Annotated in this window: 19 protein-coding genes; 9 read left to right on the forward strand and 10 right to left on the reverse strand. The window is 40.1% G+C overall.

Annotated elements, in window-relative coordinates; all coding sequences use genetic code 11:
• Positions 1-82 precede the first annotated feature (82 nt).
• The 4 genes from ispH to TOL2_RS24385 all read right to left on the reverse strand — a co-directional run bounded on the left by ispH (position 83) and on the right by TOL2_RS24385 (position 4,903).
• Positions 83-1,795, reverse strand: a complete 1,713-nt coding sequence (gene ispH / locus TOL2_RS19375; RefSeq protein ID WP_014958981.1) for a 4-hydroxy-3-methylbut-2-enyl diphosphate reductase — start codon at positions 1,793-1,795, stop codon at positions 83-85.
• Positions 1,792-2,670: a ParB/RepB/Spo0J family partition protein gene (locus TOL2_RS19380; RefSeq protein ID WP_014958982.1), complete on the reverse strand. Its 879-nt coding sequence runs from the start codon at positions 2,668-2,670 to the stop codon at positions 1,792-1,794. Before TOL2_RS19380 ends, ispH begins: the two co-directional genes overlap by 4 nt.
• Positions 2,667-3,425, reverse strand: a complete 759-nt coding sequence (locus tag TOL2_RS19385) for a ParA family protein (RefSeq protein ID WP_014958983.1) — start codon at positions 3,423-3,425, stop codon at positions 2,667-2,669. Before TOL2_RS19385 ends, TOL2_RS19380 begins: the two co-directional genes overlap by 4 nt.
• 158 nt (positions 3,426-3,583) lie before the next feature.
• On the reverse strand, positions 3,584-4,903 hold the full coding sequence (locus TOL2_RS24385) for a (Fe-S)-binding protein (RefSeq protein WP_014958984.1): 1,320 nt from the start codon (positions 4,901-4,903) through the stop codon (positions 3,584-3,586).
• Positions 4,904-5,147: 244 nt separating this feature from the next.
• Between TOL2_RS24385 and hrpA the strand changes: the two genes are divergently transcribed.
• Together hrpA and TOL2_RS19405 are read left to right on the forward strand one after the other, a co-directional pair.
• Positions 5,148-9,185 carry an ATP-dependent RNA helicase HrpA gene (gene hrpA, locus TOL2_RS19400; RefSeq protein ID WP_014958985.1) on the forward strand — a complete coding sequence of 1,346 codons (4,038 nt, stop codon included), beginning with the start codon at positions 5,148-5,150 and terminating at the stop codon, positions 9,183-9,185.
• A gap of 141 nt (positions 9,186-9,326) precedes the next feature.
• Positions 9,327-10,025, forward strand: a complete 699-nt coding sequence (locus TOL2_RS19405; protein ID WP_014958986.1) for a cytochrome c biogenesis CcdA family protein — start codon at positions 9,327-9,329, stop codon at positions 10,023-10,025.
• 18 nt (positions 10,026-10,043) lie between these two features.
• Here the strand turns inward: TOL2_RS19405 and TOL2_RS19410 are convergent, their stop codons facing one another.
• Positions 10,044-10,811 carry an alpha/beta hydrolase gene (locus TOL2_RS19410; protein ID WP_014958987.1) on the reverse strand — a complete coding sequence of 256 codons (768 nt, stop codon included), beginning with the start codon at positions 10,809-10,811 and terminating at the stop codon, positions 10,044-10,046.
• A gap of 33 nt (positions 10,812-10,844) precedes the next feature.
• A complete protein-coding gene (locus TOL2_RS19415) occupies positions 10,845-11,753 on the reverse strand; it encodes a PHP domain-containing protein (protein ID WP_014958988.1) in 909 nt (302 codons plus the stop codon).
• 196 nt (positions 11,754-11,949) lie between these two features.
• Between TOL2_RS19415 and TOL2_RS19420 the strand changes: the two genes are divergently transcribed.
• Positions 11,950-13,917 carry a phosphoenolpyruvate carboxykinase (GTP) gene (locus TOL2_RS19420; protein ID WP_232507970.1) on the forward strand — a complete coding sequence of 656 codons (1,968 nt, stop codon included), beginning with the start codon at positions 11,950-11,952 and terminating at the stop codon, positions 13,915-13,917.
• A gap of 142 nt (positions 13,918-14,059) precedes the next feature.
• On the opposite strand, the gene TOL2_RS19425 is transcribed toward TOL2_RS19420, so the two are convergent.
• Positions 14,060-14,623, reverse strand: a complete 564-nt coding sequence (locus TOL2_RS19425) for a flavodoxin family protein (protein WP_014958990.1) — start codon at positions 14,621-14,623, stop codon at positions 14,060-14,062.
• A gap of 75 nt (positions 14,624-14,698) precedes the next feature.
• Complete coding sequence (locus TOL2_RS26105; RefSeq protein WP_408605391.1) at positions 14,699-14,794, reverse strand: FKBP-type peptidyl-prolyl cis-trans isomerase; 96 nt, start codon at positions 14,792-14,794, stop codon at positions 14,699-14,701.
• Positions 14,795-15,006: 212 nt separating this feature from the next.
• On the opposite strand from TOL2_RS26105, the gene TOL2_RS19430 reads away from it, so the two are divergent.
• The 6 genes from TOL2_RS19430 to TOL2_RS19455 all read left to right on the forward strand — a co-directional run bounded on the left by TOL2_RS19430 (position 15,007) and on the right by TOL2_RS19455 (position 22,713).
• Positions 15,007-16,275, forward strand: coding sequence for an ExeA family protein (locus TOL2_RS19430; protein ID WP_051012466.1), 1,269 nt, complete (start codon positions 15,007-15,009; stop codon positions 16,273-16,275).
• A gap of 87 nt (positions 16,276-16,362) precedes the next feature.
• Positions 16,363-17,718, forward strand: a complete 1,356-nt coding sequence (locus TOL2_RS19435; protein WP_014958992.1) for an OmpA family protein — start codon at positions 16,363-16,365, stop codon at positions 17,716-17,718.
• Positions 17,719-17,786: 68 nt separating this feature from the next.
• Positions 17,787-18,824: a polysaccharide biosynthesis/export family protein gene (locus TOL2_RS23845; RefSeq protein ID WP_014958993.1), complete on the forward strand. Its 1,038-nt coding sequence runs from the start codon at positions 17,787-17,789 to the stop codon at positions 18,822-18,824.
• Positions 18,825-18,850: 26 nt separating this feature from the next.
• Complete coding sequence (locus tag TOL2_RS19445) at positions 18,851-20,287, forward strand: GumC family protein (RefSeq protein WP_014958994.1); 1,437 nt, start codon at positions 18,851-18,853, stop codon at positions 20,285-20,287.
• 78 nt (positions 20,288-20,365) lie between these two features.
• On the forward strand, positions 20,366-21,295 hold the full coding sequence (locus tag TOL2_RS19450) for a CpsD/CapB family tyrosine-protein kinase (RefSeq protein WP_014958995.1): 930 nt from the start codon (positions 20,366-20,368) through the stop codon (positions 21,293-21,295).
• 110 nt (positions 21,296-21,405) lie between these two features.
• Positions 21,406-22,713: a hypothetical protein gene (locus tag TOL2_RS19455; RefSeq protein ID WP_041279632.1), complete on the forward strand. Its 1,308-nt coding sequence runs from the start codon at positions 21,406-21,408 to the stop codon at positions 22,711-22,713.
• Here the strand turns inward: TOL2_RS19455 and TOL2_RS25680 are convergent.
• Both TOL2_RS25680 and TOL2_RS19460 read right to left on the reverse strand, forming a co-directional pair.
• Positions 22,659-23,072 carry a glycosyltransferase gene (locus tag TOL2_RS25680; RefSeq protein WP_232507971.1) on the reverse strand — a complete coding sequence of 138 codons (414 nt, stop codon included), beginning with the start codon at positions 23,070-23,072 and terminating at the stop codon, positions 22,659-22,661. The genes TOL2_RS19455 and TOL2_RS25680 overlap by 55 nt on opposite strands.
• A complete protein-coding gene (locus TOL2_RS19460; protein ID WP_014958997.1) occupies positions 23,027-23,833 on the reverse strand; it encodes a glycosyltransferase in 807 nt (268 codons plus the stop codon). Before TOL2_RS19460 ends, TOL2_RS25680 begins: the two co-directional genes overlap by 46 nt.
• Positions 23,834-23,837: the final 4 nt, after the last annotated feature.

Below are 23,837 nucleotides of genomic sequence, written 5' to 3' on the forward strand. Positions count from 1 at the left end.
CAGACCTTGTCTTTCGTTCAGATTTGCCCACAACAAAACATGAAAGTCACTATTTGGATTTTTGAAGACTTTCACATAAAAATTAAATTACAGCGGCCAGTAATCCCGTGGTAAGTAATGAAACTTCAATAACAAATTCTCGATGTGCCCCGGATATAATGCTATTGTTTTTAAAAAACTGTATCAATAAAAGCATGGCAAGGGGTATGAAAGCAAACCAGAACGCTCCACTTACCAATAAATCAGCAAAACATGCCGACACAATAAGAACTGTTTCAAAAATCAAAACATATTTTATAATAGCAAAACTTTTTTTTTCCCCTAAAAGAATGGGAAGCGTTTCTTTTCCGGTAATCCTGTCACCCTGAACAGCAAGAATATCAAAGAATGCCGTTCTTCCAAACACAAGACCTGCAGCGAACAAAAAAACCACTGCAACCGACCGCCAATCACTTTGATTTGCAAAAGCCGGCAAAAGACAGGTAACCATGCCCCATGCCATAACAATAAGAACTGTTTTTGAACCGGGAATATCTTTTATCCGGGCAAATTGCCTTTTTTTTGACACAAAAGGGATGATTTTCAAATTATAAGATAATCCCAAAAGACTCATAAACAGTAAAATAACAAAAGAAAACATACCGCTGATAAAACTCAAATAAAGGCCGGTCGAACCTGATAAAATCGCAAAAGCACACAGAAACCACTGGTTTTTTTCATAAAAAACCGCCCGTTGGGGATGATTATATTTATCAGACTTAATAGTGAATAAATTGTTCAGGATCTGCATTGAAAGAACATACAGCATGGCTATCAAAGCGTGATCTAAATCTTGAGCAACCCCCTGGATCTTGGAACATGCGTAGGTCAGAAAACCGGCACCTGTTGCAGCCATTATATTGGTCTTCAGCAAAAAATCACGAATTAAGCATAAAAACGCTTTCAAGGGATGTTGTTGTTGAAAATGACTTTCTATTTCTCTGTATGTTTCATTAATAATCCAGTTGGGAGTCGATGCCCCGGCGGTAATAGCGATAGACCCAGCTGATGACAATTCTCCATAATCAATCTGGGAAATATTTTCAATGCAGCTTACGGGCTTGCCTGTCAAAGATGCGATCTGTGCCAGCCTTTTTGTATTTCCGCTCTGTTTTCCGCCGACAACAACAATTGCATCATTTTTCTCGGCAAGGTTACGGATTTCAGCCTGACGTTTTTCAGTGGAGCCGCAAATGGTATCAAATATTTTATAATGGGGCAAATGGGTTTTACACCAGACTTTTATTTGATCAAAAAAAGCTGTATTTTGAGTGGTTTGAGCGACAACAACGGCAGATTCAAACCTGGGCAGTGCCAACAGCTGATCCATGGATGTGATTGTATGACCTTTTGCCTTTGCATATCCCAAAAGACCCACAACTTCAGGGTGTTTCTCATCTCCTATAATGATTGTGGAATAACCTTTTTGAGCATATTTGCTAATAATCATCTGAACCTTCACCACCCTGGGACAGGTTGCATTAATAACAGTAAAACCCGCATCCCTAAGGGCTTTTTCATCCTCCGGCGGTACTCCGTGAGCCCGGATTAAAACAATACCGCTGCCTTTTTCCGGAATTTCATCAATCCTGAAAATCCGCTTTTCTTCAAGCATCTGCAACACCTGGGGATTATGAATCAAAGGGCCATAGGTATAAATCGGCTCCTTTGACATATTGGAAGCATCCAGCACCATATCCACAGCACGCCTGACCCCCATACAGAACCCGGCTGTTTTAGCCACACATATCTTCATGAAACCCCGCTCAAAAAATCCACCAGGCGCTGAAACTCTGTTTTGGATTTAAAATTGATTTCTATCTTGCCTTTATCTCCTTTTTTTTGAATCCTGACGCTGGATTGAATCCGGCTGGAAAGCAGGGAACAGGTGTCATCAAGAAATTGTTTTTCTTCGGCAGATATTGTTTTGTTCAATTTGGGAGAAACTTTTTTGGCATTGTTTACCAATTGTTCGGTTTCTCTTACAGACAATGCTTTTTTAATGACGATTTCAAAAAGATGAATCCGGCTTTCTTCTGAATCAGCACCTAAAAGAGCCCTTGCATGTCCCATGGATATTTGTTCTGCAACAAGGCTGTCTTTAATCACCTGGGGAAGACTTCTGAGGCGCAGCAGGTTGGCAATTGTGGAACGATTCTTTCCTATCTTTTTTGCAACCTTTTCCTGGGTATAATCAAATTCCTTGATCAACCGGTGATAGGCTTGAGCCTCTTCAAGAACATTTAAATTCTGCCTTTGGATATTCTCAATAATGGAAACCTCCAATACCTGTTCATCTGTAAGATTTTTTACAAACACGGGCACATGAGTCAAATCAGCTTCCCTGGCGGCACGAAGCCTTCTCTCTCCTGCGATCAACTCATAAGAATCATCAAGTTTTCTTACCAGCAAGGGTTGCAAAACCCCCTGCTGTGCTATGGAATCCTTTAATTTGTCCAGTTCTTCCCGATCAAATACGGTTCTGGGCTGATACCTGTTAGGTGCTATTTCATCAACAGAACACATCAAAAAATCAGGGCTGCTCTCAGGCGTATCAAACGAATCAAAATCAGGAATCAGGGCTGAAATACCTCTACCAAGACCGGTTTTTTTTTTTTTTTTGTTTATCATCTTTTCAAAAATTCCCTTGCAAATGCAACATAGCTCTTTGATCCTTGTGACTGTTTGTCATATATAATAGCAGGCAATCCATAACTGGGTGCCTCTCCAAGCTTTACATTACGCGGTATTTTTGTTTTGAAAACCATATCTTTAAAATATTTTTTTGCATCTTCAACCACCTGTTGAGCAAGATTGGTTCGTTTATCATACATGGTCAAAAGAATTCCCTTGATTTTCAATCCCGGATTAAAAGAAGATTTGACCCGCTTTATGGTGTCCAGCAACTGCCCAAGGCCTTCAAGCGCATAAAATTCACTTTGAAGGGGTATCAAGACTGCATCTGAAGCCGTAAATGCATTTAATGTCAACAAACTTAAGGCTGGCGGACAATCAATAATAATATAATCAAATTTTTCCTTTACCTGTTCCAGAAGCATTTTCAATTTTTTTACCCTGTCGTCGGCAGACACCATTTCAATTTCAAACCCGATAAGATCAATATCGGACGGAATCATCATTAGTTTAGGCATCATTGTAGGACAGATAATATCATTAATATCAGCCTCACCAATGAGACCTTGATACAACGAATGTTCCAGGGATAGTTTGTCAATTCCCATTCCGGTTGTTGCATTGGCCTGGGAATCACAATCTACAAGCAAAGTTTTTTTCCCGATTTTGGCAAGTGCGGCTGAAAGGTTAACAGAGGTAGTTGTCTTGCCAACGCCCCCCTTCTGGTTCGCTATACTGATAATCTGGGTCATAATCAAAATTCCTTATCATAATTGCCATCCTTAGGCAATCAGTTAAAAACATCAAATCCCCTTTTCCATCGTACAGAGCAGACACATAAAAAAAGCCTTGTACGGCAATTAAATTGCCGCACAAGACTCAAGTTTGATCTTAAATTCAAGAATGCCTATTACATGGCCGATTCCGGGTGAAATACATCCACATCTTTCAAATCATCACCAAGATACTCTCTTTCATTGGGACCCAGTATTCCCAGGGAAAGGTTTAAGAGTGTCCACAGATGTGTGGTTTGCCATGCATGATCATTGACTTCAGCCATATCATGCACCTGGGCATGACAATTATGGCAGGGCGTAATGCAGTACGAAGCTTTGGTTGCAAGGATCTGGTTGGCTTTGGTCTGCCCGTAAGCCCGCCGCTGCTCCTGGAAACCTGACTGGAGATACCCGCCCCCCCCGCCGCAGCAGAAATTATTGGAGCGGTTGGGTGTCATGTCAACAAAATTTTCCTCTCCCACAACCGCCTTGACAACATATCTCAAATCTTCGGCAACCGGGTCGCCAAACGATTTTCTGACCAGCTGACAGGGATCTTGAACCGTGAACTTGATTTGTCTTTCCTTGTTCCAGTCCGAAGATGGCTTGAGTTTTCCATCCCTGATCCATTCGGCATAAAGTTGAATGATACTTTTGATTTCAAAATTGTAAGGTATATTGAATTTTTGCAATCCAGCCCGGACTGCGAAAAGTTCGTGACCTCACTCGGTGTTTAGCCAGACTTTGCAGCCCAGATCCTCCACTGCCTTTACCTTTGTCCGAACAATCTTTTCCCAGGATTCATCGTCTGCGGAAAACAGGCAATAATTTTCTGCTGCCCAGCCTTTAGTCCCATAGGTCCAGTCTGCACCTGCCAGGTGCATAATTTTCCACAGCGGAACCATTTCATCCGGTTCAGTCACAGGCTCTCTTGAGTTCTGGTTTAAAAAGTAATAGGCACCTTCCCTGTTTATGTCCGCCTTCATTTCAGCAAACTCAGGCTGTGATTCCTGGTACTCTTCAAGAACGTCTTCCACCACAAACTGGAAATCTTCTTCATTGGCACCCATTGCTGAACAAGTATCGTGTTTCAATGCCATGTCACAAGAGCTTGTAATTCCTTTTGGCTTTTTATCTTTTGGCCATTGTGCCCTTGCATTGAAAACAAGCTGCGGAATATTAATCTGCATCGGACACACATACATGCACCGTGTACACATGGAACACATCCACACCCAGTTCGTACTCAAGATTTCTTCATCCATTCCAAGCGCCGCCATTCTCAGGAACTTTCTTGGATCCATACCGTCAAGGCCCGTTGCAGGACAACCAGATGCGCATGCACCGCATGTCAGGCATGCGTTCAGGTTTCCGCCATCCGGCAGAAGTTTCATTACCTTGTCTTTAAAGGCGCTCTTTCTTGCGCCTCCAATTTTAATAGCTGTATCTCCCATGCTATTGTTCCCCCTATTGATTCAGATCTGTTGATTTAAATCTATTGATTCAAACCTGTTGATTCAATTTTAAAGCCTTATTGTTTATGATATAATTCAAGGCTTTGACTTATGGTACTGTACGTTCCCCCAATTTTTGGAACAGTTTTTATTGTGTTTTATTCCATAATTTATGTCAACCTTAATTTTATATGCCAAGTTCAAAAGTTGACTTTTTTAAACTTTACATTACTATTCAAAGGCCATGAAAAAACTAAAAAAAATAGAATCACTTTGTTCCAATGTTATGTTAAAAGATAAACATGCTGTTTTAAAGGAACTCAGAGCCATAAAAAAATTAAAGCCCAATAGCCCTTGCAGCCTTGAAATCCATGCAAAAAAAACAAAACTTCTTTTTGAGAAAACACAGCGTTCAGCTCAACAAACACGCTCAAGGCTTTCAAACAAGCCGTCCCATATCGTGTTCAACCCTGATCTGCCAATCACCCATAAAAAAGATGACATCATTTGTGCCATAAAAAACAACTCAGTGGTGATTATATCTGGAGAAACCGGGTCCGGAAAAACCACCCAGATACCAAAATTCTGTCTTGAGGCAGGACGAGGAATTAAAGGACTGATCGGCTGTACTCAACCCAGACGAATCGCGGCTGTCAATGTGGCCCGAAGAATCGCCGAAGAACTCAATGAAAACATTGGCAAATCAGTGGGTTATAAAATCAGATTTGACGATAAAACAAATGCTAATGCTTATATAAAAATGATGACCGATGGAATCCTGCTGGCTGAAACCCAGGCAGACCGTTTTCTAAGTGCATATGACACCATTATTGTGGATGAGGCCCATGAAAGAAGCTTGAATATTGATTTTACTCTGGGAATTTTAAGGCGTCTTGTCCGGCAGAGAAAAGACCTTAAGCTGATTATCACATCCGCTACCATTGATACTCAAAAATTCTCCAAAGCCTTTGACAATGCCCCGATCATTGAAGTATCAGGACGGATGTACCCGGTGGAAACCCTTTACAGGCCTTTTTTAGACGAAGACAGCGAAAAACACAGTTTTGAAGACCAGGGATATGTTGAGGCGGCGGCAGATGCGGTACATCTTCTTTTGTCCCAATCAAGATCCGGTGATATCCTGGTGTTTATGCCCACAGAGCAGGATATCGGGGAAACCATGGAACTGATCAGGGGCAAACAGCATCCGGGAGTAACTGTGCTGCCGCTTTTTGCAAGACTTTCAGCCCAAGAGCAGTCCAAGATTTTTTCACGCCAGGTGGGAAGAAAAGTCATTGTCTCCACCAATGTGGCCGAGACCTCCTTAACCATACCCGGAATTAAATATGTTGTGGATACAGGACTTGCCAGAATTCCCAGCTATTCTCCCCGGACAAGAACTACATCCCTTCCTGTCAGCCCCATTTCCCAGTCATCGGCCAACCAGCGGCTGGGGAGGTGCGGTCGGGTTGAAAACGGGATCTGTATCAGGCTGTTTGACGAGGATGATTTCGGGGCCAGGCCATTTTTCACATCCCCTGAAATCCTGAGAAGCAATCTTGCCGAAGTCATATTACGAATGATCGCCCTTAACTTAGGGGATGTTTCAACCTTTCCGTTCATTGATGCACCTGCTCCCAAAAGTGTTAAGGACGGGTTTGACACACTGATTGAACTTGGGGCCATCAAAGAAAAGACAACAAAACATAAAACGGCAAAAAAAAAGGAATACACTCTCACAAAAATCGGCCTGATCATGGCAAAGCTGCCCATAGACCCCAAATTATCCAGGATTCTGATAGAAGCGGACACAAAAGGCTGCCTGGCCGAAGCAGTCATCATTACCACGGCCCTGGCCATTTCAGATCCAAGACAAAGACCTGCGGAAAAAACTCAGGCAGCAGATCAACAGCATGCGATGTTCAAGGATCCAGGATCTGATTTTATCACGATTCTAAATATCTGGAATGCAGTTAAAGCAGCGGAAAAAAAATTAAACTCCCGTTCAAAGCTCAAAAAATTCTGCCAGGACCATTTCCTGTCCTTCAAGCGACTGAGGGAATGGACTGACATCCATGGACAAATTGTCAGGATACTCAAAGAACATGGGATAAGAGGGGAAAAAAAAATTGATTTTCAAACAGGAACTCAGGGCATGAAGTCCAAAGAGTTCAACCTGGGCGGACCATTGTACATCGCACTGCATCAATCTCTTTTATCCGGATATCTTGCCAATATTGCCCATAAAAAAGAAAAAAACATATTCAGTGCTGCAAAAGGACAGCAGGCCATGATATTTCCAGGGTCCGGCCTGTTCAACACTGCCGGAAACTGGATTGTTGCGGCGGAATTTGTCAAAACCAGCCAGTTGTTTGCAAGGTCGGTTGCCACAATTGACCCTGAATGGCTTGAACCCATTGCAAAAGATCTGTGTGCCCATACCTATTGTGACCCCCACTGGGAAAAAAAACGCGGACAAGTCATTGCAAAAGAACAGGTGTCATTGTTCGGACTGATTATTGTAGATGGCAGAAATATTGCCTATGGCAAGATAAATCCCGAAGAATCCGGAGAAATATTTATCCGACATGCCCTGGTCCAGGGAGAAATCCATCAGCAGTTTGAATTCATGACTCATAACCGGCAATTGATTGATCAGCTTGAAACACTTGAACATAAAACCAGAAGAAAGGATATCCTGGCATCTGAAGATGATATGTATCTTTTTTACCAGTCACGGCTTCCCAAACATTTTTATAATATCAGAACCTTTTCCAAATTTATCAAGGACCAAAAAAATCAGGATTTTTTAAAAATGACCCTGGAAGATCTTCAGCAATCTTTTGTTGATGAAACTGAACTCTGCTTGTTTCCCGATGCTCTTACCATGGAGCAGGGCAAATTCAAGCTTGAATATGAATTCAATCCGGGATCTCAAAAAGATGGTGTAACCCTTAAAGTTCCTGCCGCATCTGCTGCAATGGTATCAAAAAACAGTGTGGACAGACTGATCCCAGGGCTTTTTGAAAACAAGATAGCCGCTTTAATCAAAGCGCTTCCCAAAAAATACCGGGTAAAACTGGTTCCTGTGTCTGAAAAAGCCGCTATCATTGCCAAAGAAATGCCCGAACAAGACAAGCCCTTGTATTCACAGCTCTCTTCTTTTATCCAAAAACGATTTGACCTTGTGATCCCCGCAACCCTATGGTCAGACAAGGAACTGCCGGACCATTTAAAAATGAGAATCTCCATCAGGGACAAAAAAGGAAAAGAGATCAAAGCCATACGGGATAAATCCGTTTTAAACGAATTTTATTCCAACCTGGCACCTCAAAAAGGCAATTCTTTTCATGCCGCCCAAAAAAAATATGAACTGTCCCCTGTTAAAGAGTGGAATTTCAAGGATCTTGAAGATGTTATCATAATTGATCAAAATCCGGATTTTATGCAAAAAGCCTATCCTGGTTTGCAAATTGAAACCAAAACCGGTACAAAAAACGACACCATAGTTTTATCCTTGAGGCTGTTCAAATCGGAACAGGCGGCACAAACCGCCCATTGTAAAGGGATAAACGCATTGTTCCAGCTCTGTTTTCCCGATGATTTCAAAGCCTTGAAAAAAGATATCAACATCTCTTCGCAAATAAAGCAGATGGCCCCGTTTTTTAATGGGCAGACAAAATTTCAGCAATCCTTGTTCAACCTTATCACCACGACCGTGTTTGCAAAAAATATCCGGACAAAAAAAGAATTTGAAACCCATGCGCAAAAGCAATTAAAATTGCTTTACCATACCGGTCGGCAATTTATAAAAATTATCTCAACCCTTGGCAAAGAATATCAAGCCTGTTTTGAACTCATTCAAAAACTGTCCTTTCAGCACCAGAAAAAGAAAAAAACCTTTGATATCTTAACAGCTCTTTTCAAAGACTTAAAAAATATTGTGCCTGAGAATTTCTTGGATCTGTATACGATGGAGAGAATCGAGGATCTTCACAGGTATGTCGCCTGTATAAGGATCAGGGCCCAGAAATCCGTTGACAATCCGCTCAAAGAAGAAAAAAAAGCATTGCAGACCGCAGGCTACACTAAACATTTGAATCAGCTTTTATCCTCACTGTCACAAGACTCTTCTACTGAAAAATCCCAACAGGTTGAAGACTTTTTCTGGCTCATAGAAGAGTACAAAATATCTTTGTTTGCCCAGGAATTAAAAACAAAGGTAAAAATTTCCGCAAAAAAGCTGGATCAATTTTTAATCCGCCTTTCTACAATGATCTGACAGACCTTTCACTTTTTTTTGCCGGTTGAGTTTAGATCCATTCATCGGGCAATTGAAAAAAAAAGGTATGCAATCTTGATAGACAAAAAAAAACAAATAGGTTAAAAAAGCATTTAACAACATAAACATAAGGATGATATCGTGTTTGCCGAAAACATAACCTACCCTGCTGCTCTTCTTGCAGGGCTGCTTTCTTTTTTTTCTCCCTGTATCCTGCCGCTGATACCGGCATATTTTTCTTTTATCACCGGTTTATCTTTGGATGAACTGAAGGAAAACAAAAGGCAAACCCGGCAGAAAGTGTTTTTGTCCACTGTTTTTTATGTGGCAGGCTTTTCCTTTATTTTCATTCTTTTCGGGGCGTCCGCATCTTTTCTGGGAGGGCTTGCCTCACAATACGCCTGGGTGGTCAGATATATTGGAGGCGGCATAATTCTTGTCTTCGGACTTCACCTTCTGGGAATCATAAACATCAAGGGATTTAATTTTGAAAAAAAAATTCATGTCAAGGAAAAGCCTTTGCACCTGATGGGCACCTTTGTCATCGGCATGGCCTTTGGTGCAGGCTGGAGTCCCTGCATCGGCCCACTGCTGGGCTCAATTTTAATTGTTGCCGGAAACCAGGAGACGGTTCTTAAAGGAGTTTTTCTTTTAGCGGTTTACTCTGCAGGCCTTGCTGTTCCCTTTCTTATCCTGTCCGTTTTCATCAATTCTATTCTTGAAATTATGAAACGGGCCACAAAATTTATCAGAGTACTCAATAAAATTTCCGGAATTTTGCTGATTGCCATCGGTCTTTTGCTGGTATTTGACAAATTCAGACTTTTTGCAATCCTGTAATAAAGCCGGTTTACAACCTTACGCCCCATTCTCAAGCCACCTTAAAACACAGGCGGCAGCCGTTTCCCATTTGTCTTCACCAATCAGCCAGTGGGAATGGGACTCAAATTCTTTAAAAGTGGCAACATGTTGGTATTTTTCAGCTATTTTTCTGACAACCCAAGCCGGGACAATTCTGTCTTTTGAGCCTGCAACTATCAATGCCGGACAGGTTATTTTAGTCTCATCAACCCTGGATGCCCTGTTGTGATCCAGATACCAGAAACCAATTTCAAACGCAGCCCGGCCGGACTCATACACCATCTTTTGATATTCTTTTTTTTGCCGGGATTCAGGCAATTGATGCAAAATCGCATAAGAAGCTGCTTCAAAGGATATCCGATGCGGTTTTTTCCAGAATTCCCATTGGGAAAATATACTGAAAAAACTTTTCAGAACCGACCATGAAATGCAATGAATCCCCGCAGGGGGTGCCGGGGTAAGCAACACCAATGTCCGGGCAAGGCCTTTTGCCGCCAAAATCTGGGCTAAAAGCCCCCCCATAGAGTGTCCCATAAGAATGGGTTTGTTATCAAATTTTTGAAGATATGCTTCAAGGTCATCCGCATAATCCAGAAGGCTTGCTGTTCCCAGCCCGTCAGGAGGAGTATCCTTCGGGTCACTATCATGGTGCCGTAACACCGGCACATGACAGTTATAACCACGAGCCTCAAAATACGATTTAAAAAAGGTCCAGCACCAGTCACTTCCCCACATACCATGAATCATTACAATATTATTTGTCATCTTCCACCTGATAGTTTAAAAATGTTTTCCAACTTATGCCAAAGCAGCCTTAAACACGACATATTCCTTTTCACATAGTCCTTGCACCCCTAAAGGACGCTCTATTCCATCATGACAATCCGATCCGCCGGTCACCAAAAGATGATATTTTTCTGCCCAGGATTTCATCAGGTCCTGATGGGCTTTAATATGGCCGGGATAATAAACTTCCAGCCCGCGAACCCCTGCTTCAATAAACTCCGGCAGTATCTGCTGAACAATGTCCAGGGGCGGCAGCACTTCCTTATAATGCCCCTTGCCGGGAAAAGAACCTGCTGCCGGATGGGCCAAAACAGCAAGGATACCCTGTTCCCGGATGATGTCCACTGCCTGTTCCAGTTTTATTCCGGAAGGAAGGTATGCAGGACTGTCATTTCCAATGATGGCATTGATGGTATCGGCATCAATAATGCCAAACCCGTCCTTTAACGCAAGGGAAAAATGGCGTCTTGTGGCATTATCACTTAATTCAGCGATATCTTCAAATTTCAGATCCCTGTTTAACAAAGGGGTGGTCCCGTTCGGTCCGAAAAATTTATTAATTTCGTCAACCCTTGCCCTTACCAGTTTATCTCCCCTTCCTTTGGCTAAAATTTTATTAATTTTTGCCATGAAAGAATCTTCCATAAGCATGGCCGGTGAAAAATAACACAAAAGGTGCAATGTCCCGGTAAAATAAGAACGCTTAAACCGAATAGAAACTTCCACTCCCGGAATCACATCAATACCGTTCTTTTTTCCTGCAGCCGTTGCGGTTTTCAACCCCTTTAGCGTATCATGGTCAGTGATACCAATGACCCTTATACCAAGACGTTTTGCCTGTTCAATAATCTGATCGGGTGTGAAATCTCCATCAGATGCCGTTGTGTGATTGTGCAAATCAGCAAATATTTTCTGATCCATAGCGTTTCCTTAAAGTCAGCCTGTTTATCATTATTTTGCCATCTTCCTGTTTTTATAATGCTTATCATAAAAATACAATTTGATTTTTTTAAAAATACAATTTGATTTTTTTTAAAAAGAATAAGATAATACTTGATTTTTAAAAATCAGATATTAGATAAAGAATAGTTCTTTTAATAAAATTATTTTGGAGATAATGATTAACATGTGTAAAACCGGTAGAGATATAGATATTATCAATGAATTAGGAAAAGTGGATTCCGAAAAAAGCGCTAAATCCATATTAAAAAAACATATGGACGATGAACAATTAACCCGGATTTTAAAAATCAAACACCCTGAAGTCTTAAAAAGAATTGCCGATTCAATTGTTCTTTGCAACCCTTCTGCTGTCTTTGTCAACACAGGATCACCCGAGGACAGGGAATTTATTAAAAATCTTGCCCTTGAAAAAAAGGAAGAAAGCTCACTTGCAATGAAGGGGCATACCATTCACTTTGACCTGGCCCAGGAACAGGGTAGAATCATTGACAGGACATATTATATCGCAAACCCGGAAGATCAAGTCAGTTCGCTTGCCAACCGTATGGACAGGCCCACGGCCCTTGAACAAGTCCGGTCAAACATGACGGATATCATGAAAGGCATGACCATGATCATTGGATTTTACATGCGGGGCCCTGTTGGCTCTCCCGTATCAAATCCTGCTTTGGAAATCACAAGCTCCACCTATGTCGCCCACAGTGCTGAACTGCTTTACAGAAACGCCTATGCCGCGTTTGATAAAGAAGTTGAAAATCTTGGCCATTTCTTTACCAATGTTCACAGCGAAGGGCTGAACAGGCCGGAAGATCTTCCCGATGCAAGGGTGTTCATGGATCGCAAATTCAAAACCACCTACAGCTGGAAATGCACCTATGCCGGAAACACCCTGCTGCTTAAAAAAGGAAACCATAGGTTCGCAGTAGACAAGGCAGTGTATGAAAATCTTGGACAGGAACTATCCGAGCATATGTTTATCACGGGAATCCATGGTCCCAATGACCGCGTAACATGGTTTGCAGGTGCCGCTCCCAGCGGATGCGGAAAAACCACCACAGCCATGGCAGGAAATGTATTTATCGGCGATGATCTCGCCCAGATGTGGATTGCCGATGACGGCAGCATCCGGTCAGTCAACCCGGAAGCCGGTATTTTCGGCATTGTGGAAGATGTTAATCTTGAAGGCGATCCACTGCTGATGAAAGTCTTACGACAGCCCGGACATGAAGTGATCTGGTCCAATGTGCTGATTGACGAAAACAAAGTTCCCCATTGGGTGGGAAACAATGAAAACCATCCTGACAAAGGATTCAATTTCCAGGGAGATTGGTATAAAGGCAAAACCGATGAAAACGGCAAACCCGTTCCCATGTCCCATCCCAATTCCAGGTGTACCCTGCGCTCGACCAGCCTTGACAACTACTCCCCTGAAGCTGAAAACCCCAAAGGTGCCCTGACACGAGTGTTTACATACAGTGGCAGGGATGCAGACACAATGCCTCCGGTCTGGGTGGCTCAAAATTCAGATGCCGGAGTTGTCATCGGAGCCTGTATCGTGTCGGCTGCCACAGCAACGGAAGTCGGAGCCACCGGTGTAAAAAGGTCGCCCTGGGCCAATGCCGCCTTTATTCCCGGCTCTCTGGGAGATTATATGGATGCCCAGTTTAAATTTTTCGGCAGTGACAAAATAAAAAACGATTATAAACCCGTTATGGCAGGCCTCAATTATTTTCTGACTGACAAGGCCCGTGGTGGAGACTCCTCTATGCTTCTCGGAGAAAAAAGAGATGTAAAAGTATGGCTTTCCTGGCTTGAAAGATATGCCCACAATGAAATAGACCATATCACAACCCCAATTGGGAATATTCCCAGATATGATGATTTAAAATCATTGTTTAAGCAGATTATCGGCAAAGACTATACCAAGGAGTTGTATACAAAACAATTTTCTTTATATTTGGATCATATCATCAAACGCTTGGAGCTTCAGCAGGAAGCCTATTCCAAAGAAGAAAGAGTACCTCAAACCCTGTTTGACATTTTAGCTGAACAAAAACAAGCCCTTTCAGCATTAAGGGATACCCATGGCAGTATTGTATTGCCGGACATATTTGTTAATTAAAAATTCAAACAAAACAAGCCAAACCAGAATAGCGTTGATACACGCAAGGGACAGATTTTAAATCTGTCCCTTGCGTGTATCTTGCAAATGTATAATCGGGTTTAAATAACTTAGTCTTGCCCTTGTTACCGGATTCCTTCTCTTACAACCCTGCAACCAGATTATTAATCTCTTCATTAACGGCAAGATGATTTTTTATCCCGCCTTTTTCATCAATTCCCCTGTAGCAAAGCGCTGTTTCATATTCAATATCTGCTGCATCAAAAAAATACCGGGCCGTCAATTTCAGCCCGTCAAACAAATCTTCTCCCCGGGTAGCACCGACTGCCAGAAGAAAGCCTTTTCTTTTACGGCCCTTGAATTCATCCTTCTTAAGCCTGTATTTTCGCGACCACAAAACCTGTATCCGGTCAATTAATGCTTTGATCGCTGCAGGAAACCCATAAAAATATACCGGTGAACTGATCACTATAATATCTGCCTTTATCACTTCCGGAAGAAAAATATGGGTAAAATCATCTTCAAAAATGCACACCCCTTTTTTTTCACAATGACCGCAACCAATGCAGGGATTGATCTTCATTTTGACGGCATTCAACACCTGGGTGTCATGCCCCTTGGATTCCATTTCTTTCATGAACCTATCCATAAGATAGTGGGAATTACCTTTATGACGCGGACTGCCGTTTATTCCAAGAACAAGCATAATAATTTACTCCACAATACCCAATAATTCGACTTCAAAAATCAGGGTTGAGCCCGGCTGAATAACACGCCCTGCTCACCTGTCACCATAGGCCAGCTCAGGTGGAACAAACAACTGCCACTTTGAACCCACCTTCATCATCTGCAAAGCCTCAATCCATCCTTTGATCACTCATCCGTCCTGAAATATTGCAGAATCCCCCATTGATAAGAAGAATCAAAAGCCATACCCTATTGAAATGCTTTGTTTTATGAATAACAAAATGATTCATAGTTTGCAATGATTGTACAAACTTTTAAAAAAAAACTTGATTTATACAGTAAAATTAGCAATAGTCCAAAAAATACTTCTTCTATATATTTATTTTATTAAAGGTCGCTTTGATGTACAAAACATTTTACAAGATGGAAAAAGGGTATAAATCCTTTTATTTGATGGAGAAAGAACCGTTTGACTGTCATCCTTCACCAGAAATTTTTTACAAATCCAAAGCTCATCAAAATTGCTGGAACTATCTTCTTCAGGGAACAAAGACAAATGACCCCATTTTTCTTGTGTCAGGAAATTATGGGTCAGGCAAAACTCTTTTGTCACTTAAGCTCATTTCAGAATTAAAAAAAGACAACCGGAATTCAGTGTACATCTCAACGCCAACCTATGATTTTTCCATGCTTCTTGAAAAAATTCTTGTGGAATTAGGTATTACCGTGGAGAAAACAGATGAATTAAATGAATTAAAGCTTCGTAAGACAGTATACGACTATTTTGAAAAAGACAGTACTGATGAGAAGAAAAAATATATCTATCTGGTAATTGATGATGCTCAGGAATTCAGCGATTCATATCTTACCAAACTCAGGCTTTTTGCCAGTTACAATTATTTAGGATATTTCCCCATACGGATCTTTTTATTTGCCCATAAAAATTTTTTAAAAACGCTGAATGATCAAAAAAACATCGCTTTGGGGCAACGCATCAAAAGAATTTATTCTTTAGAAGACTTTGATTTTGAAGATATAAAAGAATATATCTACTTTCGTTTAATCCACTCAGGCGCAAGTGGTACACCTGTTTTTGAAGATGAAGCCATAAGCGCTATAGAAACGATCAGCAAGGGGAATCCCCGAATCATAAATAATATTTGTGATAATTGTCTTTTAGTGGCAGGCAACCAAAAACTCAATCAGATTGACAAATCCATAGTCAATCAAGCCGTGGACGCTGCAAATATGGTTGGAATTGAAAAGACACACCCTCCCGGAAATTCTCCCTCCACAGATGAAAAACCAAAACAGACCTTTGTCAAAAAAGCATTGCCTGCAAATAAAGTATACCCGTACAAAGACGCAGACATTGAAGCTGCCCTGGCCAGGAAACCTGAAAAAGATCTATCTGAAAATGATCTCTATGAAAAAAAAACAAAAAAAAATAATCTTAAAGATTTTGGATCTCGTTATGGAAAAACAGGAATCCTTACCATTTTGATCTTAATCATTTTATTTTTATTGGGGTATATTTTCAACCAGAACAGATCTGATGAATTGAGCCGGTTGGAAAGTAATCGTGATCAAATAATCAGATCGGTACCCGCAGATAATTATATTGTTGACCATTCACTTTTATTTCAAAAGAATCCCATGCAAATAATATAGTTTTATATTATCAATAGCTAAATGCGGATTGTCCATATGAATTATTTGTTAAAATAAGATTTTTTTTGGGGAAAAAAGGAGAAAATAATGCAAACCAGACTTATATCAACCATAAGAGTACTGCTTTGCTGTGTTCTTTTTTGGGGGTGTGCCGGCAATACCGCCCCGCCCGTGGTAGATGAGAGCATTATTCAAGAAGCTTCAAAGGGGTTTCACAGATTTGATTTTAAAAAAACTCAACCGGTTGATACCAAAGACTTTGTGAAAAAAGTGGATAACTTCACGATCATATTTGATCCTTCCGCCTCAATGACAGAGGCGTATACACCGTCCAATGACTGTACTGCCTGCCACATCAATTATCAGGACTCAGGATTTGCTGAAAACCACGCAATACAAAACGGTGGTATTGAATTTGCCGAACCGGACAAAAAACAATATGCCCTGGAATGCAATCGTTGTCATCACAATTATCTGTACAGCAAATTTAAATTTGCCAAAGAACTGGCCAAAAATTTTAATCAATCCATTCCGGATCTGGATTTCACAGGTACCATCAGGACTTTTGGTTATCCTGTCTATACCAATTTTGAATATGGAATAAAGGAAAACGACAATACAAAATTTTTGGATTACAAGAAAAATGATTATGCCAGGGCAATAGATAAAATATTTGATGCAGACGGTGTCAGTCCCCTTGCCCCCACTTTAAAAGCAACAGAAAAAGACTGGTATAACCACAAGGGAAAAATTGCTGTCATCATCATCAGTGACGGTGAGGAAATGGGTGAAAAAGAGTGGCTTGCTGCCCAGGATCTGAAAGCAAAATATGAGGAAGATATCTGTATCTATACCATTCTTATCGGAAAAGATCCCACCGGCAAAAAAGTCATGGACAAGATTGCCATGAGTGGACAGTGCGGACTTTCAATCAATGGGGACGATCTGCTGGATAAAGATAAAATGGCACAATTTGTTCATGAAATTTTTCTGACCAAGGCCCAGCCCGACAGTGACGGTGACGGGGTGATAGATGACAGGGATGATTGCCCGGGAACAAAGCCGGGTCTCAAGGTCGATAAAAACGGTTGCTGGGATTTGGTTCTTCAGGCTGAAGTTCTCTTTGACTTTGATCGGTACACCCTCAAACCGGAAGGCATCGCAGCCCTTGATCAGGTTGTTGATTTATTAAAAAAGCATCCATTTCTGAACCTGCACATAAGCGGTCACACCGACAATTTCGGCACCATGAAATATAATATCAAACTTTCCAAACATCGGGCTATAACTGGTCTTGATTACCTGATGAAAAAGGGAATTGATCCCGGAAGACTATCCATTAGCTGGCATTCTTTTTCAATACCAGTGGCCACTAATGATACCCCGGAGGGACGTGTACTGAATCGTCGGCTGGAGTTTAAATTCAAAAAACGGTCGGAATAGCGTAATAATGCTGAACAAAAAATTGAGACACACTTTGGAAACTTATTAAGCTCAATCAGGAGACCAAAATGATCCGAAACTGTGGAACTATTACTACCATCCTATTAATGATTACCATTTGTACTTCCTGTGCGGGAAAGCCGGAGGTGGGCATTAACAAAGAAACTATTTATGACCGGCCCATGCCCAAGGTGGAGCATGAATATCTGCTTGGCCCAGGTGATGTTCTGGAAATCGTCTACCATTATACGCCCAGGCCTGACACCAAAACATATGTTTTGTCTGTTGCCGATGTTTTAAAAATTGAATTTGCCTATCACCCTGATATGAACAGAGAATTGGTTGTAAGACCGGATGGAAATATCACTATGCCTAAAATAGGCGCAGTATATGCATTGGGACTGACACCATTACAACTTCAAGAAAAAATCAGGGATATATACGGAAAAGACTTCATTGACCCTATTGTGACAGTTACAATGATTCAATACAACCGGACAATTGATCGCTTGAAAAAAGCAATCACAACCTCAGCCCGGGGGCAAAGTAAGCTTTCAGCCGTCAGGCCGGACGGGTATCTGTCCTTTCCCGTCATAAACGATGTCCTGGCTGGGGGAAAAACACTGCCTGAGGTAAAAGCAATACTTACAAAACAATATCAGGCCCAGGTAGACAATTTGACCATCACGTTAATTTTAAAAGTGATGAAAGCCAATCTGATATATATCCTGGGGGAGGTATCCAAACCTGATCAATATCTTGTGGATGGAAAGATTACAGTCAGCCAGTTGGTTGCCCGAGCCGGAGGTACCAAGGATACCGCAGAAAAAAGTACCATACTTGTAATCAGCAGGGATAAAAAAAGAAGGCCGTGGGGCAGATTGGTAAATCTTGAAAAAATTTTATATGATGCAGACCTGAGTCAGGATTTAACATTACATCAATATGATATCGTATATGTTCCAAAATCAGCAATTGCACGCAGGAACCTGTTTGTTGATCAATATATAAACAAAATGATTCCCACATCCTTGATTGGCCCATATGAGCTGGGAGGAACTGCTTTTGACGGGAGCTTGATTCAAACCAATCCCATTATAAAATAAAAACTATAGGAACTAAGGAATACTAAATGGCCATCAGAACATTAAAAACATCCCGAGATTTTGTACGAATATGGTTCTACTGGAAAAAACAAGCTATTTTCATATTCTGCCTTATTGTTATTTCAATATGTTTTTATTCGTTTACTCAAACCCCTCGGTATGAAGCTACCACAAAACTTATGGTTCTACCTAAATCCGCTGGTGAATTGGTTGTTTCGCCGGGAAACGACTCTCGACAATATCTTTCAAGCCCGGTCAGTAACCAAGATATAAACACTGAAATTGAATTAATCAGAAGCGATGTTGTCATAAACCTCACAGCGCAGTTTTACAGCCAAACTGATGTGAATACTGCAGAACTATTCTTAGATAAAAAAAAGGGTTGGCTTAACAGCCTGATTCCTTCTGAAAAGCCTTTAACAGATGATGTAAAAAGAACAAAATCAATATTAAGCTCTTTGGATGTTGAATCTAGTATAAGTTCCAATATCCTATCGGTTTACCTGAAATCTCCTTTTCAAGAAAAAGTTGCCGACTTACTGAACAAACACATCGAATTCTATCTGATGCATCGAAAAAAAACACTTTCATTGGGAGATACAGAAGCTTTCTATGAAGAACAAAAAGAATATTATGCAATGCAACTGGAAGATGCCATCAAAAAAAAGAAAAAATTTAATAGCCAATGGAATATTGTTAATATGGAAACTCAGACTACCGCAAATCTTCAGCTGATATCAACTTTTCAGACCGAGTTGAAAAACCTTGAGATAGCCTTGGGAGAGAATGAAGCCAAGATGAAAATGCTGGAAGATGGTCTTCAAATCCAAGGCGATAATTTCATTATTTCCAAAGAGATGCGGGGCATGCCTATCATCTCTGAACTGGCAAGGGGGCTGGTACCGCTTTTAATCAAACGAACTGAAATCAGTAAAACCTTTACCAAACAAAGCAGAGAATATCAGCAGATTGATGATCAGATCAAAATGCTTCGACAGGAAATCAAAAATGAAGGGCTTAACGCTGCAAAAACTGATAGAATAGAAATCAAGACACTTAAAGTACGTATTGAACTGCTTAAAAATAAAATTACTAATTTAAAAAAACAATCAAAAGAATTCCAACTAAAAACCGAAGAACACAAAGCTCTTGAGTTGGATGTAGAACTTGCCAGAAATAATTTTTTATTGTATGGAGAAAAAAAGGAAAATTCAAGATTGTTTGCAAAGCGCAATGACAGCAACCTGTCAAATGTGGTAGTCCTTGAAGCGGCAAGTACTCCATTAAGGCAGAAATCACCTAACAAACTGCTTGCACTGGAGGTGTCTATATTTTTAGGTTTGTTTGCAGCCCTTATACTGCCATTCCTGCTGGAAACACTTGATCATAAATTAAAGACAACCGATGACATTGAAAATATTCTATCCTTGCCTGTAGTTTGTTCATACAGTGAAGTAAAATAAACCATGATTTTTTGTTATCATGGTTATTAATATATTTAAATATAAATTACATTTGGATGCCTATAAACAGGGGATGTTATGACAGATACAAATTCATTTGCTGAGCAATTCATGAAAAATAGCTCAAGTGGAAAAAAAGGCAGACAAAAATCAGAGAAGTACAGCAAAGATTTTTCTCAAGCAGCTCCAGTGGAAAAAATAGCTCAAACTACCGATGTTCAGGATGTTCTGATAAATCAACTAAAGCCTAAAAAAGAGTTGCGGCAATCCGTTGTCTCAGAAACAAATGAAGAAGAACTAATTAATGAAGATCCCATATTTGAAAATAATGTTGTTAAGGATGCAAATAAAGATTTTTCTGCATGGCGTTTTCTTAATCTGAAAAATAAAAAACAAACTGGGGATCTGTACAAAAAAATTTTGTTTTTCAATAAAAAAAATACTTTTAAAGTATTTAACTTCGTCAGCAGCCGAAGCAAAGAAGGCGTTTCCACCATTCTTGCTAATCTGGCATATTATGCAAACTCTCAAACAGCAAAAAAAAATATTTTGATCATTGATACCAATTTACAATCCCCGAAACTGCACAGTATTTTTAAAATCCCTGAAAATTCCCCTGGACTTATTAATATTTTTTACAATAAAACAAAAGTTCGTCAGGCCATTATTCAGGTAAGCCCGTGCATTTCCGTCCTTACCTGCGGTAACATTAAGAACACACCGTCCAATAATATAGATCAGGAAAGTTTTAGTAAATTAATTGATTATTGCAAACACTTATATGATTATATCTTTATTGACTGTCCGCCTGTTCTTAGCTCCCCTGATTCCTTATCCATAGCTCCGGTGGCGGATATTACATTTTTAATAATACAGTCTGCACAAGTGCAAAAACCCGTTGTGGAAAAAACAAAATCTCTTTTACAAAACGATGAATGCAAAATTGGTGGTGTAGTACTCAATAGCGTCAAACAGGTTATTCCCGGCTGGGTATACAAATTTATATAACTGCCACGGGCAGACTTTGTCTTTCAGCCATGTTTGCCTACAAAAAAGATTGAAAGTCTCTGTATGAATTTTTTTAAGACTTTCATATAAAATATATACTACATGATGAAATGCTTAAACTATTAATTTATTTACTCATATTAAGTTTGTTTGTTTTGGATTGGCTCTATCTGGAACATGGTATTGGTATCAGACAGATGACATGGTTCCCAGAATTTATTTCCATAATCGTTGCCGTTTCAATCCCATTTATGACTGCCATTAACAAGCAAACACATATACCCATTAAATATATTCTCTTGATCGGTATCTATCTGGCACATATAATTATCGGCTTTTTGTTAAATGATGTGAATGGTTGGGTCATCCTGTCAGGGATGAGAATTTATACGAAATTTATTCCAATTTTTTTAGTTATGTTAATCTTTACGTCTGTTGAAGAGGATGTCAAAAAAATAATCTGGCTTGTGTTTATTCTTTCAATGCTCCAATTCCCAATTGTCGTCTGGCAACGTTTTGTTCTTTTTGCAACATCAATTTCCGGAGATCCCATGGGAGGGACTGTGGGCCACTCCGCATCAGGTGTATTGTCAATCTATTTACTGATTATTATTTCTTTTCTTGTCTCTTTTTATTTTAAAGGGATAATTTCACTGCCTTTCTTTTTACTATCATTAGCAGCATCCTTTATTCCAACAACTTTGAATGAAACCAAAATAACCTTTATTTTATTACCGATTGCCTTTATTTTTCCTGCCATGTTTATTAAAGCTAAACGAAAAACCATATTGCAGGTCATACTGGTGTTATTCATTTTTGCCTCTTCATTTATTGTATTGCGAGGAATTTATAATCATTTTCAGCAAAAAAGATGGGGGTATGGTATTGAAACTTTTGTGATGACACCCGGAAGATTAGAAGGTTATAGCAAAATGCGTATTGATCCTATCAAGCATTCTTTTAGCAACGCGGTTAAAGATATCAGATTTCTGTTTTTTGGACGTGGTGCGGGAAACGTATCAGAAGGGTTTACAAAAAAGCTGAGTGGGAAGTATATAAAAGAAGGCGAATTTTATATGGTAGGCCGTGTTTCATTCCCAAAAATGATTTGGGAAATTGGGATATTGGGTACATTTATATTTTTTATGTTTCCTTTCTTTATTTTTATAGACGCAGCCAGGTTATGCAGGAAAGAAGGATTGTCAAGTGCTTTTTCTTTGGGTATGCTCAGTTTTTCTGTTCTATTTTCACTATCAATGTTCTATACATTCACAATGGACTCAAACCTGCTTATATATTTATTTTTTCTATCTGCCGGGTATATTGCCAAACAGCATGCATTTCAAGAAACGACAGTAAAACATCACTCTAATGCCCTATACGATGAAAGCAAACTGGGAACTTCATGTTTCCATTGAAGACTGGAAACAACTCTTGTTCGACCATAGTCCCCCATTTTTTTCCCCATTTCAGGATTATCTATAATTTCAACCAGCTTATCAATTAAGGATTTATGATTATTGGGCTCAGCATAAAGGGAGGCTTCCTGTGCTGAAAACCTGCCCTCAGTCATTTCAAACTGAACAATGGGCTTGCCAAGGGCCATATACTCCATAATTTTGTTCATGGTGGATTTATCGTTCATTTCATTTACAATGTCGGGGTTGACACAGACATCAGCCGTACTTAAAATTTCCATCAAAACCGCATCCGATACCCGTCCTGTAAATGTCACATAAACCTCAATTTTGAGCTTGTGTGCAATGGATTTAAGCATACCAAGTTCTGTCCCCCCCCCACAAGGACAAAATGGATATCATCTCTCTTTAATTCATGCACCAGATAAAAAATACCACTTAAAAGATAATCAAGCCCTTCCTGGGCTCCCATAACACCAACATACCCCACTAAAAATTTCCTGCCGCTTTTCCATTTATCGTTCACAGGCGTTTTTTTGGTCCTTTTTAAATCCGGCCCGCTTCTTACGATATAAACATTTTCAGGTTTCATGCCGCCCCTTTTTATGGCAATAGTCCTATAAGACTCATTAGTTGCAATAGAAATATCAGCTACTTGAAAAGTCAACTTTTCCCATAAAAGCATCAGCTTATAAAACAGATCTTTTTTCCCGAATTTCGCAAGATACAGCTCCGGGTTGATATCATGATGATCGAATAAAAATTTCTTTTTCAAAAAGAATTTAAAAAAAGCACCTATAAGAAAGATATTATCCGGAGGATTACATGCATGGATGACATCGAAACCATGCTTTAAAAAAATTTTTAATGACAGCACAAACTGATAGCTCAATGCCGATGAATACTCAATCAGATATCCCAAAACCCCCTTACCCTCCATGGGAAGCGGATGGCGGTAGATATGAATTCCATCAATGATTTCATATTTTGTCATATAGCCTTTCATTGCAGGACATATAATGACAACTGAATGCCCATTACGTTTCAAAGTTGTTGCTTCCTGCCATACCCTTCTGTCAAAGGGAACGGGAAGATTTTCTACAATTATTAATATTTTCATATAC

This window comes from Desulfobacula toluolica Tol2, from assembly GCF_000307105.1.
In the GTDB taxonomy this organism is placed as follows: domain Bacteria; phylum Desulfobacterota; class Desulfobacteria; order Desulfobacterales; family Desulfobacteraceae; genus Desulfobacula; species Desulfobacula toluolica.

Coding starts and splice junctions, on each gene's coding strand:
- TOL2_RS19430 (WP_051012466.1), top strand. CDS start 15,007: ATGTACAAAACATTTTACAAGATGGAAAAAGGGTATAAATCCTTTTAT.
- TOL2_RS19435 (WP_014958992.1), top strand. CDS start 16,363: ATGCAAACCAGACTTATATCAACCATAAGAGTACTGCTTTGCTGTGTT.
- TOL2_RS19415 (WP_014958988.1), bottom strand. CDS start 11,753: ATGGATCAGAAAATATTTGCTGATTTGCACAATCACACAACGGCATCT.
- TOL2_RS19410 (WP_014958987.1), bottom strand. CDS start 10,811: ATGACAAATAATATTGTAATGATTCATGGTATGTGGGGAAGTGACTGG.
- TOL2_RS19450 (WP_014958995.1), top strand. CDS start 20,366: ATGACAGATACAAATTCATTTGCTGAGCAATTCATGAAAAATAGCTCA.
- TOL2_RS19455 (WP_041279632.1), top strand. CDS start 21,406: ATGCTTAAACTATTAATTTATTTACTCATATTAAGTTTGTTTGTTTTG.
- TOL2_RS19380 (WP_014958982.1), bottom strand. CDS start 2,670: ATGATAAACAAAAAAAAAAAAAAAACCGGTCTTGGTAGAGGTATTTCA.
- TOL2_RS19445 (WP_014958994.1), top strand. CDS start 18,851: ATGGCCATCAGAACATTAAAAACATCCCGAGATTTTGTACGAATATGG.
- TOL2_RS19420 (WP_232507970.1), top strand. CDS start 11,950: ATGATTAACATGTGTAAAACCGGTAGAGATATAGATATTATCAATGAA.
- TOL2_RS19460 (WP_014958997.1), bottom strand. CDS start 23,833: ATGAAAATATTAATAATTGTAGAAAATCTTCCCGTTCCCTTTGACAGA.
- TOL2_RS19425 (WP_014958990.1), bottom strand. CDS start 14,623: ATGCTTGTTCTTGGAATAAACGGCAGTCCGCGTCATAAAGGTAATTCC.
- TOL2_RS25680 (WP_232507971.1), bottom strand. CDS start 23,072: ATGCTTAAATCCATTGCACACAAGCTCAAAATTGAGGTTTATGTGACA.
- ispH (WP_014958981.1), bottom strand. CDS start 1,795: ATGAAGATATGTGTGGCTAAAACAGCCGGGTTCTGTATGGGGGTCAGG.
- hrpA (WP_014958985.1), top strand. CDS start 5,148: ATGAAAAAACTAAAAAAAATAGAATCACTTTGTTCCAATGTTATGTTA.
- TOL2_RS23845 (WP_014958993.1), top strand. CDS start 17,787: ATGATCCGAAACTGTGGAACTATTACTACCATCCTATTAATGATTACC.
- TOL2_RS19385 (WP_014958983.1), bottom strand. CDS start 3,425: ATGACCCAGATTATCAGTATAGCGAACCAGAAGGGGGGCGTTGGCAAG.